This is a genomic window from Paraburkholderia sp. J41 (assembly GCF_905220235.1).
Classification (GTDB): Bacteria; Pseudomonadota; Gammaproteobacteria; order Burkholderiales; family Burkholderiaceae; genus Paraburkholderia.
Window position 1 is genome coordinate 19,051 of the sequence record NZ_CAJMZE010000014.1, and the last position, 14,535, is coordinate 33,585.

At 65.3% G+C, this 14,535-nt stretch carries 14 protein-coding genes; 11 read left to right on the forward strand and 3 right to left on the reverse strand.

Translation table 11 applies throughout. From position 1 onward, the window contains the following. Positions 1-7 precede the first annotated feature (7 nt). From frc to U5805_RS16345, 3 genes are all read left to right on the forward strand, one after another. Entirely contained in the window at positions 8-1,255 is a 1,248-nt protein-coding gene (frc, locus tag U5805_RS16335) for a formyl-CoA transferase (protein ID WP_322104529.1), read from the forward strand. A gap of 77 nt (positions 1,256-1,332) precedes the next feature. Then, positions 1,333-2,145 (forward strand): fumarylacetoacetate hydrolase family protein, encoded by an 813-nt coding sequence (locus tag U5805_RS16340; RefSeq protein ID WP_322104530.1) that lies wholly within the window; start codon positions 1,333-1,335, stop codon positions 2,143-2,145. Positions 2,146-2,228: 83 nt separating this feature from the next. After that, positions 2,229-3,179, forward strand: a complete 951-nt coding sequence (locus tag U5805_RS16345; RefSeq protein ID WP_322104531.1) for a hypothetical protein — start codon at positions 2,229-2,231, stop codon at positions 3,177-3,179. Positions 3,180-3,248: 69 nt separating this feature from the next. Here U5805_RS16345 and U5805_RS16350 read toward each other — a convergent pair whose 3' ends face one another. After that, positions 3,249-4,193 (reverse strand): LysR family transcriptional regulator, encoded by a 945-nt coding sequence (locus U5805_RS16350; RefSeq protein WP_322104532.1) that lies wholly within the window; start codon positions 4,191-4,193, stop codon positions 3,249-3,251. A 379-nt stretch (positions 4,194-4,572) separates the two neighbouring features. Between U5805_RS16350 and oxlT the strand changes: the two genes are divergently transcribed. Both oxlT and U5805_RS16360 read left to right on the forward strand, forming a co-directional pair. Beyond that, entirely contained in the window at positions 4,573-5,922 is a 1,350-nt protein-coding gene (gene oxlT, locus U5805_RS16355) for an oxalate/formate MFS antiporter (protein WP_322104533.1), read from the forward strand. Between the two features lie 22 nt (positions 5,923-5,944). Beyond that, the gene (locus U5805_RS16360; RefSeq protein WP_322104650.1) at positions 5,945-6,955 is read left to right on the forward strand and encodes a LysR family transcriptional regulator; all 1,011 of its coding nucleotides are present in this window, start codon (positions 5,945-5,947) and stop codon (positions 6,953-6,955) included. A 122-nt stretch (positions 6,956-7,077) separates the two neighbouring features. On the opposite strand, the gene U5805_RS16365 is transcribed toward U5805_RS16360, so the two are convergent. Both U5805_RS16365 and U5805_RS16370 read right to left on the reverse strand, forming a co-directional pair. Beyond that, the gene (locus tag U5805_RS16365) at positions 7,078-8,055 is read right to left on the reverse strand and encodes a 2-dehydropantoate 2-reductase (RefSeq protein WP_322104534.1); all 978 of its coding nucleotides are present in this window, start codon (positions 8,053-8,055) and stop codon (positions 7,078-7,080) included. A 184-nt stretch (positions 8,056-8,239) separates the two neighbouring features. Beyond that, on the reverse strand, positions 8,240-8,860 hold the full coding sequence (locus U5805_RS16370; protein ID WP_322104535.1) for a LysE family translocator: 621 nt from the start codon (positions 8,858-8,860) through the stop codon (positions 8,240-8,242). 206 nt (positions 8,861-9,066) lie between these two features. Here U5805_RS16370 and U5805_RS16375 point away from each other — a divergent pair, with 206 nt between their 5' ends. The 6 genes from U5805_RS16375 (at position 9,067) to U5805_RS16400 (ending at position 14,508) form a co-directional block, all read left to right on the forward strand. Next, a complete protein-coding gene (locus U5805_RS16375) occupies positions 9,067-10,476 on the forward strand; it encodes a DUF2252 domain-containing protein (RefSeq protein WP_322104536.1) in 1,410 nt (469 codons plus the stop codon). Between the two features lie 129 nt (positions 10,477-10,605). Beyond that, a complete protein-coding gene (locus tag U5805_RS16380) occupies positions 10,606-11,538 on the forward strand; it encodes a transporter substrate-binding domain-containing protein (RefSeq protein WP_322104651.1) in 933 nt (310 codons plus the stop codon). A 32-nt stretch (positions 11,539-11,570) separates the two neighbouring features. Then, positions 11,571-12,335, forward strand: a complete 765-nt coding sequence (locus U5805_RS16385; RefSeq protein ID WP_322104537.1) for an SDR family oxidoreductase — start codon at positions 11,571-11,573, stop codon at positions 12,333-12,335. Between the two features lie 88 nt (positions 12,336-12,423). Continuing rightward, the gene (locus U5805_RS16390) at positions 12,424-12,624 is read left to right on the forward strand and encodes an oxidoreductase-like domain-containing protein (protein WP_322104538.1); all 201 of its coding nucleotides are present in this window, start codon (positions 12,424-12,426) and stop codon (positions 12,622-12,624) included. A 305-nt stretch (positions 12,625-12,929) separates the two neighbouring features. Then, positions 12,930-13,814, forward strand: coding sequence for an NAD-dependent protein deacetylase (locus tag U5805_RS16395; protein WP_322104539.1), 885 nt, complete (start codon positions 12,930-12,932; stop codon positions 13,812-13,814). Between the two features lie 76 nt (positions 13,815-13,890). Beyond that, the gene (locus U5805_RS16400) at positions 13,891-14,508 is read left to right on the forward strand and encodes a pyridoxamine 5'-phosphate oxidase family protein (protein WP_322104540.1); all 618 of its coding nucleotides are present in this window, start codon (positions 13,891-13,893) and stop codon (positions 14,506-14,508) included. Positions 14,509-14,535 lie beyond the last annotated feature (27 nt).

Consider the following 14,535-nt stretch of genomic DNA (forward strand, 5'->3'; position numbering starts at 1 on the left):
ATATGACATGGGCAAGGCATTGAATGGCGTGCGCATCCTGGACTTCACGCACGTGCAGTCGGGACCCACCTGTACGCAGTTGCTCGCCTGGTTTGGCGCGGACGTCATCAAGGTAGAGCGCGTCGGCGGCGGCGACATCACGCGGGAACAACTGCGCGATCTGCCCGAGGCGGACAGCCTTTACTTCACGATGCTCAACGGCAACAAGCGTTCGCTCACGCTCGACACGAAAAATCCGCAAGGCAAACGCGTGCTCGAACGGCTCATTCGCGACTGCGACGTGCTCGTCGAAAACTTCGCGCCCGGCGCGCTCGAACGCATGGGCTTTAGCTGGGAGCATATACAAGAGTTGAATCCGCGCATGATCGTGGCTTCGGTGAAGGGCTTCGGTCCCGGTCCGTACGAGGACTGCAAGGTCTACGAGAACGTCGCGCAATGCGTGGGCGGCGCGGCCTCCACGACGGGTTTCGACGACGGCCCGCCCGTCGTGTCCGGCGCGCAGATCGGCGACAGCGGCACGGGGCTGCATCTCGCGCTCGGCATCGTCACCGCGCTTTATCAGCGCACGCATACGGGGCGCGGCCAGAAAGTGCTCGCGGCGATGCAGGACGGCGTGCTCAACCTGTGCCGCGTGAAGCTGCGCGATCAGCAGCGGCTCGATCGCACGGGCGTCATGAAGGAATATCCGCAGTTTCCGAACGACGGTTTCGGTGACGCCGTGCCGCGCGCGGGCAATGCTTCGGGCGGCGGTCAGCCGGGCTGGATTCTCAAGTGCAAGGGTTGGGAGACGGACCCGAACGCGTACATCTATTTCATTGCGCAGGCGCCGGTGTGGGATCGCATCTGCAAGCTGATCGGCCGCGAGGAGTGGATCGATCACGCCGATTACGCCACGCCCAATGCGCGGCTGCCGCGCCTGAAAGACATCTTCGCCGAAATCGAGCGCTGGACCATGCATCGCACGAAGTTCGAGGCGATGGCGCTGCTCAATCGCCACGACATTCCGTGCGGCCCGATTCTCTCGATGAAGGAAATTGCCGGCGACGAATCGCTGCGCGCGAGCGGCACGATTGTCGAAGTCGATCATCCGGTGCGCGGCAAGTACCTCACGGTCGGCAATCCGATCAAGCTTTCGGACAGCCCGACCGACGTCACGCGCTCGCCGCTGCTCGGCGAACATACCGACGAAGTGCTCGCCGAATTCGGCTACACGCACGACGAGATCGAAGCGCTGCGCTCGACCGGCGCGATCTGAGCGCGCATTCGAACCGATAACGAATCACGACGCCGCGTCGCGAATGCGTTCGGCGCGCGGCTACGAAGGAGCGAAACATGGAGACGTGGATGCGTTTGATGGCGAGCGACGGCAGCATTGTGTTCGGTCGCGTCGAGAACGGATATCTGCACGAATACGAAGGGCTCGATCAACCGGTGCCGACGGGCGCGGTGCTTTCGCTGCGTGCGCTCACGCCGCTTGCGCCGTGCGCGCCGGGCAAGATCGTCGCGCTCTGGAACAACTTTCACGCGCTGGCCGCGAAGCTCGAAAAGCCGGTGCCTTCGCATCCGCTATTTCTCATCAAGCCGGCGGCTTCGGTGATCGGGTCGTCGGAGCCGATCCGGCGCCCTGCTCACTATGCGGGAAAGATCGTGTTCGAAGGCGAGCTTGGCATTGTGATCGGCAAGCGTTGCCGCGACGTGAGCGAGCAGGAAGCCGAGGACGCGATCTTCGGCTATACGGTCGTGAACGATGTCACGGCGGCCGGGCTCATCACCGAAAATCCGCACTTCCCGCAATGGTGCCGCGCGAAGGGATTCGATACGTTCGGATGTATCGGCCCGGCCATCGTTTCGGGCTTCGACTGGCGAAGCGCGCGCGTCGTGACGCGGCTCGACGGCGTGGAGCGACAGAATTATCCGCTCGACGACATGGTGTTCACGCCCGCGCAGCAAGTCAGCCTCATTTCGCAGGACTTGACGCTCGAACCCGGCGACGTGATTGCTTGCGGCACGTCGTTGGGCGTGGGCTCCATTGGCGATGGCGCAACCGTCGACGTGACGATCGAAGGCATCGGCACCCTCGTCAACACGCTGGCGGCGGCGCACGAAACCCATGCGCCCGAAGCTGCGGAAAGTGCGCATGGCTAGTCGTCGCATGCGTTGATCCCGACGCAAACAGGAACCGCGCGCGACCGACGTCGCATGGAACGTCGCGCGCGCGAGGAGGAGAGATGCCGGAGCAACTGGCTGTCGACCTGGCGTGGCTGGGCGGCGGCGCAACGTTCGCATGGCTAATCTGTGCAATTGCACAGGTGTCGGCGCTCGTGCCGGGCAAACGCCGGCGCGAGCGTAGGCCTTCTTGTGGTTCGCATGACGCGACGCACAAGTCGCGCGTTGCCTTGACGCTGTCGTTCGCGTTGTTCCTTACGGTGCCCGCTGGCTTGATCGCGGCGGGCAGCGCGCATGCGGTAAGCGCGACGATTGCCGTGGAAATCGGCGTGATGACGGGGCTCGTCTGCGCGAGCGGCCGCGACTTCACGGCGCGCGCGCGGGCTGTGGCGCTGTGCGGCTGCGCATTGGGCGCCGTGCTGGCGGGCGGCGCATTCTTCGCGTTTCTCTGGCGAACGGAGCTTGCGGCGCCCGCGCGTCTTGCGTGCTTCGTTGCGGTGGCGACCGGCGCGATGTCGATGGGCGGCGCGCTTGGCGCGTTCGCGCATCGCGCCCGCATGCTTCGCGCGACGCGCGTTCCCTTCGGCGGCTTCGATCGCCTCGTGCATGCCGTGGCGCTGGCGCTCGTTGCGGTGCTCGGCTTCGGATTCGTCGTGCTGCGTGCAGCGCCGGAATTCGGCGTTTCGGGGCTAATCGCGGCGGCTTTGCTGTGCGCGGCGCTCGGGGCGCGATTGATGAGCGGCGCGTACAAGTCGCCGGGCGCTCGATCACGCAGCACGCCTCGACCTTTTCGCGAGTTGTTCCGCTCGGCATTCCAGGCGAGTTTTGCGGGCGTGTCGGACGAAAGGCTCGTTGCGGCCTGCGTTGGCGGAACGTTCGAGCCTGCCTGGATCGACTCCGCCGGCGATCTGCATGGCGCCGAAACGCGGTCGCATCAGCATGCCTTGCGGAATTTGCCCAGGCGGCGGCATAGCCGCCGCGGGGCCTTGCGGCAACGTCAAGGGCCGCATTGACGGGCGTTTGCACGCATTCGGCACAAATGATTAGGCATCCGTAATGAATGCGGATGCATCCATCAGATGTTACTTATGCAAACTCGATTCGGAGACGCGCGTGATGTGTTCGATGAGCGGCGCGCCTTCTTCCATGAGAAAGCGCTTGAATGCGAGCGCCACGGGCGGCAGGCGCTTGTTCTTGCGATGCACGACGTACCAGTTGAGCATGACGGGAAAGCCCTCCACGTCGAGCACGGTGAGATGCCCGACCTGCAATTCGAGGCTGATCGTATGCGCTGAGAGAAACGCGATGCCCATGCCCGCAATCACGGCCTGCTTGATGGTTTCCGTGCTCTGGATCTCCATCGCGATCTTGAGGTTCGTGATCTTGCCCGCGAAGCCTTCTTCCATCGAATTCCACGTGTCCGAGCCGCGCTCGCGCACGATGAACGCTTCGTTCGCGAGCGTGCTGAGCTTGATGCCGCGCTTGTGCGCGAGCGGGTGCGTCGGCGCGGCCACGATCACGTAAGGGTGCGGCGCGAAGGGCTCGTTAATGGCGTCGGTGGCGTGCGGCGGGCGCACCATCACCGCGAGATCGGTCTGGTTGGTGGCGAGCTGGTGGAGCAGTTGCTCGCGGTTGTGAACGGAGAGATTGAGTTCGACGCCCTTGTAGCGGCGCGTGAATTCGGCAAGCAGGCGCGGAAAGAAGTAGTCGCCCGCGCTGATCACGGCCACGTTGAGCTTGCCGCCCGAGACGCCCTTGAGCTGGCCCATGGCCTCGTCGACTTCATGGAACTGCTGGATGATGGCCCGGCTGTAGTGCAGCATTTCCGTGCCGGCCGGCGTGAGATAGATCTTCTTGCCCAGTTGCTCGAAAAGCGGCAGGCCCGCGTGATCTTCGAGCTGGCGCACCTGCGTGGAGACGGCGGGCTGCGTGAGATGAAGTTCCTCGGCCGCGCGCGAAAAACTGAGGTGCCGCGCCACGGTTTCGAAGACTTTTAGCTGGCGCAGCGTGGCGTTTCGCATTGTCATGAGCGATCCATAAAGGAACGTGAATCCTCATAATAACAAACTTTAATTGTGAGTAATTGAGCAATCACCCTAGCATGAGTTGAAAGCCGCCCGTTGCCACATCGGGTTTTATCGTGACTTCGGGTTAACGCTTTGGAAGTGAGATTTCATAAGGGCAAACACGCAGTCCAGCCCTTGTTTCAAGCGATTTTTAAGGGATTTGCCGTCGCGGCGGGTGAATACGGATTGACGAATTGCAATTCGAATTCACGGAATTTTTCCAAATCGCCAAGCGAATAAAAAGTGGTTTGAAGCAACGGACGATTAAAACCATAAGCCGAAATTTATGCAGGCGGGCAATAACGCCGGCCGCAGTGAATGGATAGCGGAGACAAGCGATATGAATGCAATCAGTCAGAGGAGCGAAGGCGGTTCGTTCTGGACGAACCGTTGGTTTCAACTGGTGGTAGGCATGCTATGCATGGCCCTCGTCGCCAACCTGCAATACGCGTGGACGCTGTTCGTGGCCCCGATGAACGCGCGTCATCACTGGGGCGAGGCTTCGATTCAACTGGCGTTCTCGATTTTCATTCTGACTGAAACCTGGCTCGTGCCCGTCGAAGGCTGGCTCGTCGACAAGTTCGGCCCGCGCCCGGTCGTGGCGGGCGGCGCGGTTTGCGCCGGTCTCGCGTGGGTGCTCAATTCGTATGCGACCACGCTGCCGATGCTCTATGTGTCCTCGGTGATCGCCGGCATCGGCGCGGGCGGCGTGTACGGCACCTGCGTGGGCAACGCGCTCAAGTGGTTCCCGGATCGCCGCGGTCTGGCGGCCGGTCTCACGGCCGCGGGCTTCGGCGCGGGCGCGGCCGTCACGGTGATTCCCATCGCCAACATGATCACGCGCTCGGGCTACGAGCACACGTTCTTCTTCTTCGGCATCCTTCAGGGCGTGGCGATCCTGGTGCTCGCGTTCCTGCTCGTGAAGCCGGTGCCGCGCGCCGCCGCAGCGGGCCGCCGCCTCGTGACGCGAGTCGACTACACACCGGGTCAGATGGTGAAGCAGCCCGTATTCTGGGTGATTTACGTGGCGTTCGTTGCCGTGGCCGCGGGCGGCTTGATGGCGACCGCGCAAATCGGGCCGATCGCGAAGGACTGGGGTCTCGCGCGTCTGCCGATGACGGTGTTCGGCGCGACGCTGCCGCTGCTCACGCTCACGCTGTCGATCGACAACATCTGCAACGGCTTCACGCGTCCGCTGTGCGGCTTCATCTCCGACAAGATCGGCCGCGAGAATACGATGTTCATCATCTTCGTCGGTGAAGGGCTCGCGCTGCTCGGCATGATGCAGTACGGCACGAATCCTTATGCGTTCATGACGTTCGCCGCGCTCATCTTCCTGTTCTGGGGCGAAATCTTCTCGATCTTCCCGGCGATCTGCGCAGACACGTTCGGCAGCAAGTATGCGGCGTCGAACGCGGGCACGCTGTACACGGCGAAGGGCACGGCGGCGTTGCTCGTGCCGGTGGCCTCCGTGCTGTCGGCGACGGGCGGCTGGAGCGCGGTGTTCATCGCGGCGGCGGTCATCACGATCGCGGCGGGCGTGAGCGCCAAGTTCATCATCGCCCCGATGCGTCAGCGTCTCATCGAGCAAAACAGCGCAGCGCAGCAGCAGAACAGCGAACCTTCCGCGACGCTCGCGGCGAATACGGGCGCGGGGCTGCATCCCTGGACCAACCAGAGCGGCGAGTGAGGCGCACGAGTTCGCCATGTCGATGAACGTATCGCTTCAGCAACTCAAGGTGTTCGTCGCGGTGGCGCGCGCACGCAGCTTCACGCGCGCCGCACGCGAATTCGGGCTCACGCAGTCGGCGGTCAGCCGCTGCGTGCGCGAACTCGAAGAAGCGGTCGAACTGAAACTCTTCGACCGCACCACGCGGCAGGTCGAACTCACGCTCGCGGGCAGCGGTTTCGAGCGGCGCATCGGGCGCTTGCTCGACGAGATCGACATGGCGCTCAGCGAAGGCCGCGACGCGCATCAAGGCCATAGCGGCGTCGTGCTCGTGGCGAGCAATCCCGTGCTTTCGTCGACGTGGGTGCCCGCCGCGCTCGCGCGCTGCGCCGCCGCGTTCCCCTCGCTCACGCTGCAATTGCAGGACTTGCCGCAAGCGGCCGTGTTGCAGGCCGTGGAGCAGGGCGAAGCGGACTTCGGCGTGATCGCCGAAAGCGTGCCGTTCGCGAGCGGCAACCTCGACGTGCAGCCGCTTTCCGCCACGCCGCTGTGCGCGCTCTTGCCCGCGCATCATCCGCTTGCGCTGCAAGGCGCGCTGCGTTGGGACGATCTCGCGCGCGAGCCGCTCGTCACGCTCAATCGCGACGCGGGTTGCCGCAACGCCGTGACGCGCGCGCTCGACGGCTTGCGCCCGGAAGGACGACCGTTGCAGGAATTCGCACATGTGGAAGGCGTGACGCGCATGGCGCAGCTCGGCATGGGCATCGGCGTGCTGCCGGTGTGCAGCGAAGGCTCGCGCGTGGCGTGCCACTGGCCCGCGCCGGGCGGCTCGCTGGTGACGCGCGTGCTGCATCCGGTGGTAAGCGTGACGACGATGCTCGTGCGCCGCCGTCATCGTTCGTTGCGGCCTTCGGCGCAAGCGGCCTGGTCGCAGTTCGTGAGCGATGGCGGTCATGCAGATAATTCGGAGAACGAATCGTCTCGCGAGAAGCTGTCGGGCGCCTCGGGCCGGTCGCGCATTCTGGATGCAACCTCGCACGCACGCGTCGAATAACGCGGCCGGTGCCGGGCCGGAATGGATTGGCCTGCGTCGGAAAGCAAAACGGATCGCTTAAATCGGCGATCCGTTTTTTTATCGGCTCACGAAAAAAAACAGCGGCCTTGCGGCCGCCACGTTCACGCCGCCTGCAAGGCCATGCGTTCGCGTTGCTTCACGAGGGCGAGCACCGTGTCGATCGCGGGCGTCGGTTCGTTAATGAGCAACCCCATTTCCTGCACGACGGTGAGCAGCGGGTCGATTTCCATCGGGCGGCGGTTTTCGAGGTCGACCAGCATCGAGGTCTTGTGCGCGCCAACGGCGCCCGCGCCGTCGATGCGCCGCTCCACGTCCACGCGAAAATGCACGCCGAAGCGTTCCGCGATGCGCTGGCCTTCCAGCATCATCGTGCGCGCGACAGCGCGCGTGGCCGGGTCGGAGGTAATCACGTCGAGCGTCGCGTGCGTGAGCGCGCTGATCGGATTGAAGCAAAGATTGCCCCACAGCTTCAGCCAGATTTCGTCGCGGATGTTGTCGCGGATCGGTGCGTCAAAACCCGCGGCCTGCATGATTTCGTGCAGTTGCACGATGCGCGGCGTGCGTTCGCCCGAAGGCTCGCCGATCGGAAACTTCTTGCCGTACACGTGGCGAATCACGCCCGGCGACTCGATCTCCGCGGCCGGATACAGCACGCAGCCAATCGCGCGTTCGGGCGTGAGGCGCGTCCATTGCGAACCGTCCGGGTCCACGCTTTCGAGCCGCGTGCCCGCGAACTTGCCGCCATGCTGATGGAAGTACCAGTACGGGATGCCGTTCGTGCCGGTGACGATGGCCGTGTGCTTGCCGATGAGCGGTTGCATCGCGTCGATCACCGAAGCCACCGAATGCGCCTTGAGCGTGATGATGACCACGTCCTGCACGCCCAGTTCGCGCGGGTCGGAAGTGCAGCGCACATTTGCTACGTATTCCTCACCATCCATCAGCAAACGAGCGCCGTTTTCGCGCATGGCGGCGAGATGCGGGCCGCGCGCGATGAAACTCACGTCCGCGCCCGCGCGTGCGAGCTGCACGCCCATCATGCCTCCAATCGCGCCCGCTCCAAAGATGCAGATCTTCATGTTGATATCCCAATGACGTTGAAAACCGCGTGTCCATCGCGGCGTTTGCGCGGGCATTGGGGAAAAGCAGCCCGCTCGCCGAACCGTGGACGATGATTCGAGCATAGGGGGCACGGTCGATTAACGACAGTTAAAGTTTCTCGCGAAAATCATCAAGAGAAGCTTATAGATAGACGAGCCGTGCTTATGCTCGATGAACGAGCAAAAAGCTCACGCCGATGGCGCCCAGGAGCGCGCCGCACGTGCGATTGAACCAGCGGCGCACGGTCGCGCGCGTGAGAAAGCGGCCAAGGTAGACGCCCGCCAGCGCATAGAGCGCGATGGCCACGCATTCGAGCGCGAGAAAGCTCGCGCCGAGCACGCCGAACTGCGCGCCGACGGGTTTCGCGACATCGACGAATTGCGGCAGAAACGCGGTGAAAACCAGAATCGCCTTGGGATTGCCCGCTGCCACCAGGCACTCGCGCCATGCGATGCGCGCAAGCGACGCGTCGCTGTCCAGCGTGCCGCCGATGGGACTCGCGTTACTGCGCCAGAGCTGGATTGCGAGCCACACCAGGTAAGCCGCGCCCGCGAGCTTGACCAGGAAGAAGATCGCTTCGGAGGCGCGCAGCACGACGGCGAGACCCGTGGCGGCGAGCGCGATCATCGCCGCGAACGAGACGAGGCGACCCATGCCGCCCACGAACGCGCGCAAGAATCCGTGTCGCGCCGCGACGTTGATCGAAAGAAGATTGTTCGGCCCCGGCGCCATGTTGAGCGCGAAGCAGGCGGGCAGAAAGAACAGCCAGGCGGTGAAGGACATGATGGCGCGAGGGCGGGCAAAGGGCGATGCCATTCTAGCGCTGGCGCTGGCGCTGGCGCGGGCCGCGACGCCCCCCATGCGCATGCTTGCGCGAAACAGGGCCGCACGCTTAAATAACCCGACCGCGGCCAGCCACGCACGCCGGCCCGCTCATGCAGGACGAATGCCGATATCCCGACGAGAACCGACAACACGCGGAGAAGGTCATGAATGGGAGCACCATTGCGGAACGCGAAGCAGCCGGGCGCGCCGCGCGCGAACGCGCGAAACGTTCGAGCCACAAGGAAACCGGCGACCTCAAGCGCGACCCGCTGGAACTGCTGCACAAGAACAGCGAGGGCCGCGTGCCGAACCTCGTGCCGCTGCGTTATGGCCGCATGATCGTTTCGCCGTTCACGTTCTTTCGCGGCAGCGCGATCCTGCAAGCGCACGATCTCGCACGCGTGCCCAACACGGGCATGGCGATGCCGATTTGCGGCGATGCCCATCTGCTCAATTTCGGCGCGTTCGCCACGCCCGAGCGCCAACTCGTATTCGATCTCAACGACTTCGACGAAGTGGCGCCCGGCCCATGGGAATGGGACTTGAAGCGCCTCGTGGCAAGCCTCGTGGTGGCGGCGCGGCACATGCGTTATTCGCGCGGCGTGGCCGAGGAACTCGTGATGCGTGCGGTCACGAGCTATCGCGATCGCACGCGGCAATACGCCGAATATAGCGCGCTCGATCTCTGGTACGACAAGATCACATTCGACCGCATGATCGAAACGGCGCTCACGCCCGAGGGGCGCCGCCTTCTGCGGCGAGGCATGGACAAGGCCGCGGGCCGCACGCACGAAAGCATGCTGGAAAAACTCGCCCAGCGCGACGGCGAGCGCTGGACCGTTCGCGACGCGCCGCCCGCGCTCTTTCACATGCACGGCGCGAACACGCTGTTCGACCCCGAGGACGACTGGTTCGCGCTGGGCAACTGGCAAGCGCTCGTCGAACCGATGTACGCCGAATACGCCAAGGGACTCGCGGCGGACCGTCGCGAATTGCTCGATCACTTCACGATTCAGGATGTCGTGTTCAAGGTCGTGGGCGTGGGCAGCGTGGGCACGCGCTGCCTCGTGATGCTGCTTGTCGATCATCACGAGAAGCCATTGTTTCTTCAGGTCAAGGAGGCGCGTTCCTCGGTTATTTCGCAGTTCTACAAATCGCAGAAGTGCAAGCACGAAGGGGCGCGCGTCGTGCAAGGCCAGCGTTTGTTGCAGGCCGCGAGCGACATCTTTCTCGGCGCGACCACGGGGCCTTCGGGGCGGCACTTCTACGTGCGCCAGTTGCGCGACATGAAGCTTTCCGTCGAACTCGAGTTGCTCGACAGCACCTTGCTGGCGGGATACGCGCGTCTGTGCGGCTGGGCGATGGCGCGCGCGCATGCGAAGTCGGGCAAGGCGGCCATCGAGATCGGCGCATATATCGGCAGGAGCGACCAGTTCGCCGAAGCGCTCGTGAGCTACGCGTTCGCGTACGCCGATCAGGTCGAGCGCGATTACGACGCGTTCGTGAAGGCGGCGCGCAAGGGCGAGATCGTCGCGCGCGGCGACGACGACATGGCCGCCGACTTCCGCGTCTAAAGCCGTGCCGCGCGCCGGTACAATCACGCACGAACAGACGATTCGATGGAGGCGGGGTTGAAGCGGTTTGGCATCGCAGGGCGGGCGTGGTTTTGCGCAACTCAGGTGCGGGCGGTCGGGGCGGCGGCGCTGTATGCCTTCGCGTTCGCATGCACGCCGGCGGTGCATGCCGACGAGCTGGACGGCAGCCCCACGCTGCGCAAGATTCGCGACACGGGCACGATCGTCATCGGCGTGCGCGAGGCGGCGGTGCCGTTTTCGTATCGCGCGGACGGCGAGCATGCCACGGGTTATTCGTATGAGATCGCGCAACAGATCGTCGATGCCGTGCGCGAAACGCTCAACCTGCCCGGGCTGCGCGTGCGCGAGCTGAGCGTTTCGCCGCAGAACCGCATCACGCTCGTGCAGAACGGCACCGTCGACCTCGAATGCAGCACGGCCACGCACACGCGCGAGCGCGAGAACGACGTCGCGTTTTCCAACAGCATCTTCGAGTTCGGCGTGCGCATGCTGGTGAAGCGCGGCTCGCCCGTGAAGGATTTCGGCGATCTGTCGGGCCGCACCGTCGTCACCACGTCGGGCACGACGGACGAACGGCTGCTGCGGCGCTGGAATCTGGAACGCGCGATGAACATGCGCATCATCGTCGCCAGATCGCACGCCGATTCGTTCGAGGCCGTGCGTTCGGGCCGCGCAGCCGCGTTCGTGATGGACGAGCCGCTGCTGCACGCGGCGCTCGCCACCGGCTACGTGGTCGGCGACGCGCCGGGCCAGCCGGTCGCGCAAAGCGCGCGCGCCGTGGACGACGCGCGCGCGTTCGCCATCGTCGGCACGCCCGCCGCCAACGAAGTCTACGGCTGCATGTTCCGGCGCGGCGACGCGGCGTTCAAACGCCTCGCCGACCGCACCATTGCGAACCTTCAGCGCTCGGGCGAGGCGGTCGCGCTTTATCATCGCTGGTTCGAATCGCCGATTCCGCCCGCGGGCGTGAACCTCGACTACCCGCTTTCGCCGTCGATGAAGGCGCTTTTCGCGAATCCCAACGACCGGCCGCTCGATTGAGCGCCGCTCCAACCGCACAGGAAGACGCAACGATGAGTGAAACGAATCCCCGCAAGGTAGCGCTCGTGACGGGCGCGGGCAGCGGCATCGGCCTCGCGTGCGCGCGCAAGCTGCTGGCGAACGGCTATGCCGTGGTGCTCGCCGGGCGCCGCGCGGCGCCGCTCGAAGCGCTCGCGCGCGAAGCCGGGGCGCGCGGCGAAGAGGCGCTCGCCGCGCCGTGCGACGTGACCGACGCGGCCGCCGTGGAAGCGCTGTTCGAGACCGTTCGCGCGCGCTACGGCCGGCTCGATCTGCTGTTCAACAACGCGGGCCGCGGCGCGCCGGCCGTCGACATCGACGAGCTTTCGGTGGACGACTGGCGTTCCGTCGTCGATACCAATCTCACCGGCGTGTTCCTCTGCACGCGCGCCGCCTTCGCGCTGATGAAGCGGCAGACGCCGCGCGGCGGGCGCATCGTCAACAACGGCTCGATTTCCGCGCACGCGCCGCGGCCGTTCAGCATCGCGTACACGGCCACCAAGCACGCGATCACGGGTCTCACGAAATCGGTGTCGCTCGACGGGCGGCGCCATGACATCGCGTGCGGGCAGATCGACATCGGCAACGCGGCGACGGACATGGCCGAGCGCATGGCGCGCGGCGTGCCGCAGGCGAATGGCGAAATTGCCGCCGAGCCGCTGATGGACGTGGAGATCGTCGCCGATTCGCTGTTGCACATGGCGCAGTTGCCGCTTTCGGCGAACGTGCAGTTCATGACCGTCATGGCGACGAAAATGCCGTTCATTGGGCGCGGATAACGGCCGGTTCGGCGGCGTTGGCGTGCCGGGCGCGCTTTGGCGGCGTCCCGTATACTGATTGCTGTTTCATCAGGACGCCCGAGCGCCCATGCCTTCGACACCGCTTGCCCCCCACGACCCGCGCCCCGAACCGCCCGAACGCCCCAGCGACGACGACTGTTGCCGCAGCGGCTGCGATCCGTGCATTTTCGATCTGTATCAAGAGGAATTGGGACGATATCGCGCCGCGCTCGCCGCTTGGGAAGCGCGCGAGGCCGAACGGCAGACGCAACACGCGGCTTCGACGTAGCGTCGGTTTTGCTACTAACTGCCGGCGCGTTGCCGCCATGCGCGGCGACGAGCGGCGGGTAGGAGCGTGTGCGTTGGCGTGCTGAATGCCTAACGTGCCGTCGCTTCGGCTTACGGCCGCGTTGCCGCGCGATGTTGTCGTGCCGCAGCCGGTGGCAACGCCCCGCGCAGCGGTTGCTTTTGCGCGCCGGGCCCGCATCTGGGTGGTTTCGCGTCGCGCTTCGCTTCACGGCGCGCTTCGGCGCGTGCGTCGCCCGCATGTGCCCGCATGTGCATGAATCCGACCAAGGCATTCCCTCCGCCGCCATGACCGACTCCATTCTCGTTCCCCATTCCGCCAGTCTTGCCGACATTCCGCTCGCCGCCGCGACGACGATCGACGCGCTGCAAGCCTTCGTCGAGCGTCATCCCCGTCTTTTCGTGCTGACGGGCGCGGGCATCAGCACGGACTCCGGCATTCCCGGCTATCGCGACGAAAACGGCGCCTGGAAGCGCTCGCCGCCCATTACGCTGCAAGAATTTCTCGGCTCGGAAGCGTCGCGGCGGCGTTATTGGGCGCGCAGCACGGTAGGTTGGCCGACTGTCGGACTTGCGCAGCCCAACGCCGCGCATCGCGCGCTCGCGCGGCTCGGCGCGGCGGGCTACGCGCGAACGCTCGTCACGCAGAACGTGGACGGCCTGCATCAGCGTGCGGGCAGCCGCGACGTGATCGAGCTGCACGGCAGCATCGCGCACGTGCATTGCCTCGATTGCGGCGCGCAATATTCGCGTGAGTCGATCCAGCCGGAACTCGTGGCGCGCAATCCGGCGCTCGCGGGCGCCATGGCCGAACCGGCCGCCGACGGCGACGCGCATCTCGACTTCGACGGCGCCAACGCGTTCCACGTGCCCGCGTGCGCGGCGTGCGGCGGCATGCTCAAGCCTTCGGTGGTGTTCTTCGGCGAAAACGTGCCGAAAGCGCGCGTCGCGGCGGCCTCGGACGCGCTCGACGAAGCCGACGCCGTGCTCGTGGTGGGCTCGTCGCTGATGGTCTATTCGGGCTACCGCTTTTGCGCGTGGGCGCAGCAGCGCGGCAAGCCCGTGGCCGCCGTCAACATGGGCAAGACGCGCGCCGACCCGCTGCTTGCGCTCAAGGTCGAAGCGCCGTGCGCGACGGTGCTCGACGCGCTCGACGCGCGGCTTTGCGCCTGATTCCGCCGGCCGAATTCCCGTCATTCGGCTTTTTTCGACCTCGTTTCGATCGCATTCCCAACCCGGAACCGACGCCATGCTGACCACGCTGACCGAACTCGAAGCGCATTACGGCGAGCCGAACGAACGCTCGCTGCGCAAGGAAATCGACCATGTCAACGCCGATTACCGGCGCTTCATCGAAAGCTCGCCGTTCGTGGTGCTGGCGACGGGCGGCCCGGACGGTCTGGACTGCTCGCCGCGCGGCGACGCACCGGGCTTCGTGCGCATTCTCGACGAACGCACGCTCGCGCTGCCCGACCGGCCCGGCAACAATCGCGTCGACAGCTTGCGCAACGTGGTGGTCGCGCCGCAGGTCGGCCTGCTGTTCATGGTGCCGGGCGCGGGCGAGACCTTGCGCGTGAACGGCCGCGCGCGCGTGAGCACGGAAGCGGCGCTGCTCGCGAGCTTCGCCGTCGACGGCAAGCCGCCGCGCTCGGTGCTCGTGATCGACGTGGAAAGCGTCTACTTCCACTGCTCGAAGGCGATCGTGCGCTCGAAGCTCTGGGACGCGTCGCGGCACGTCGAACGCGCGGCGCTGCCGAGCGCGGGCGAGATGCTGCGGCGCGTGAACGCCGAGCAATACGGCGAAATCTTCGACGCCGACCGCTACGAAGCCGATCTCGCCGAGCGCATCAAAAGCACGCTCTACTGAGCCTCCTTTGCAAACGACATCGACATT

Bases quoted from the DNA above. Each gene is read 5' to 3' on its own strand.
- U5805_RS16390 (WP_322104538.1), top strand. From the start codon at position 12,424: ATGCCTTCGACACCGCTTGCCCCCCACGACCCGCGCCCCGAACCGCCC.
- U5805_RS16350 (WP_322104532.1), bottom strand. From the start codon at position 4,193: ATGACAATGCGAAACGCCACGCTGCGCCAGCTAAAAGTCTTCGAAACC.
- U5805_RS16385 (WP_322104537.1), top strand. From the start codon at position 11,571: ATGAGTGAAACGAATCCCCGCAAGGTAGCGCTCGTGACGGGCGCGGGC.
- U5805_RS16360 (WP_322104650.1), top strand. From the start codon at position 5,945: ATGAACGTATCGCTTCAGCAACTCAAGGTGTTCGTCGCGGTGGCGCGC.
- U5805_RS16395 (WP_322104539.1), top strand. From the start codon at position 12,930: ATGACCGACTCCATTCTCGTTCCCCATTCCGCCAGTCTTGCCGACATT.
- oxlT (WP_322104533.1), top strand. From the start codon at position 4,573: ATGAATGCAATCAGTCAGAGGAGCGAAGGCGGTTCGTTCTGGACGAAC.
- U5805_RS16400 (WP_322104540.1), top strand. From the start codon at position 13,891: ATGCTGACCACGCTGACCGAACTCGAAGCGCATTACGGCGAGCCGAAC.
- U5805_RS16345 (WP_322104531.1), top strand. From the start codon at position 2,229: ATGCCGGAGCAACTGGCTGTCGACCTGGCGTGGCTGGGCGGCGGCGCA.
- U5805_RS16370 (WP_322104535.1), bottom strand. From the start codon at position 8,860: ATGTCCTTCACCGCCTGGCTGTTCTTTCTGCCCGCCTGCTTCGCGCTC.
- U5805_RS16365 (WP_322104534.1), bottom strand. From the start codon at position 8,055: ATGAAGATCTGCATCTTTGGAGCGGGCGCGATTGGAGGCATGATGGGC.
- frc (WP_322104529.1), top strand. From the start codon at position 8: ATGGGCAAGGCATTGAATGGCGTGCGCATCCTGGACTTCACGCACGTG.
- U5805_RS16340 (WP_322104530.1), top strand. From the start codon at position 1,333: ATGGAGACGTGGATGCGTTTGATGGCGAGCGACGGCAGCATTGTGTTC.
- U5805_RS16375 (WP_322104536.1), top strand. From the start codon at position 9,067: ATGAATGGGAGCACCATTGCGGAACGCGAAGCAGCCGGGCGCGCCGCG.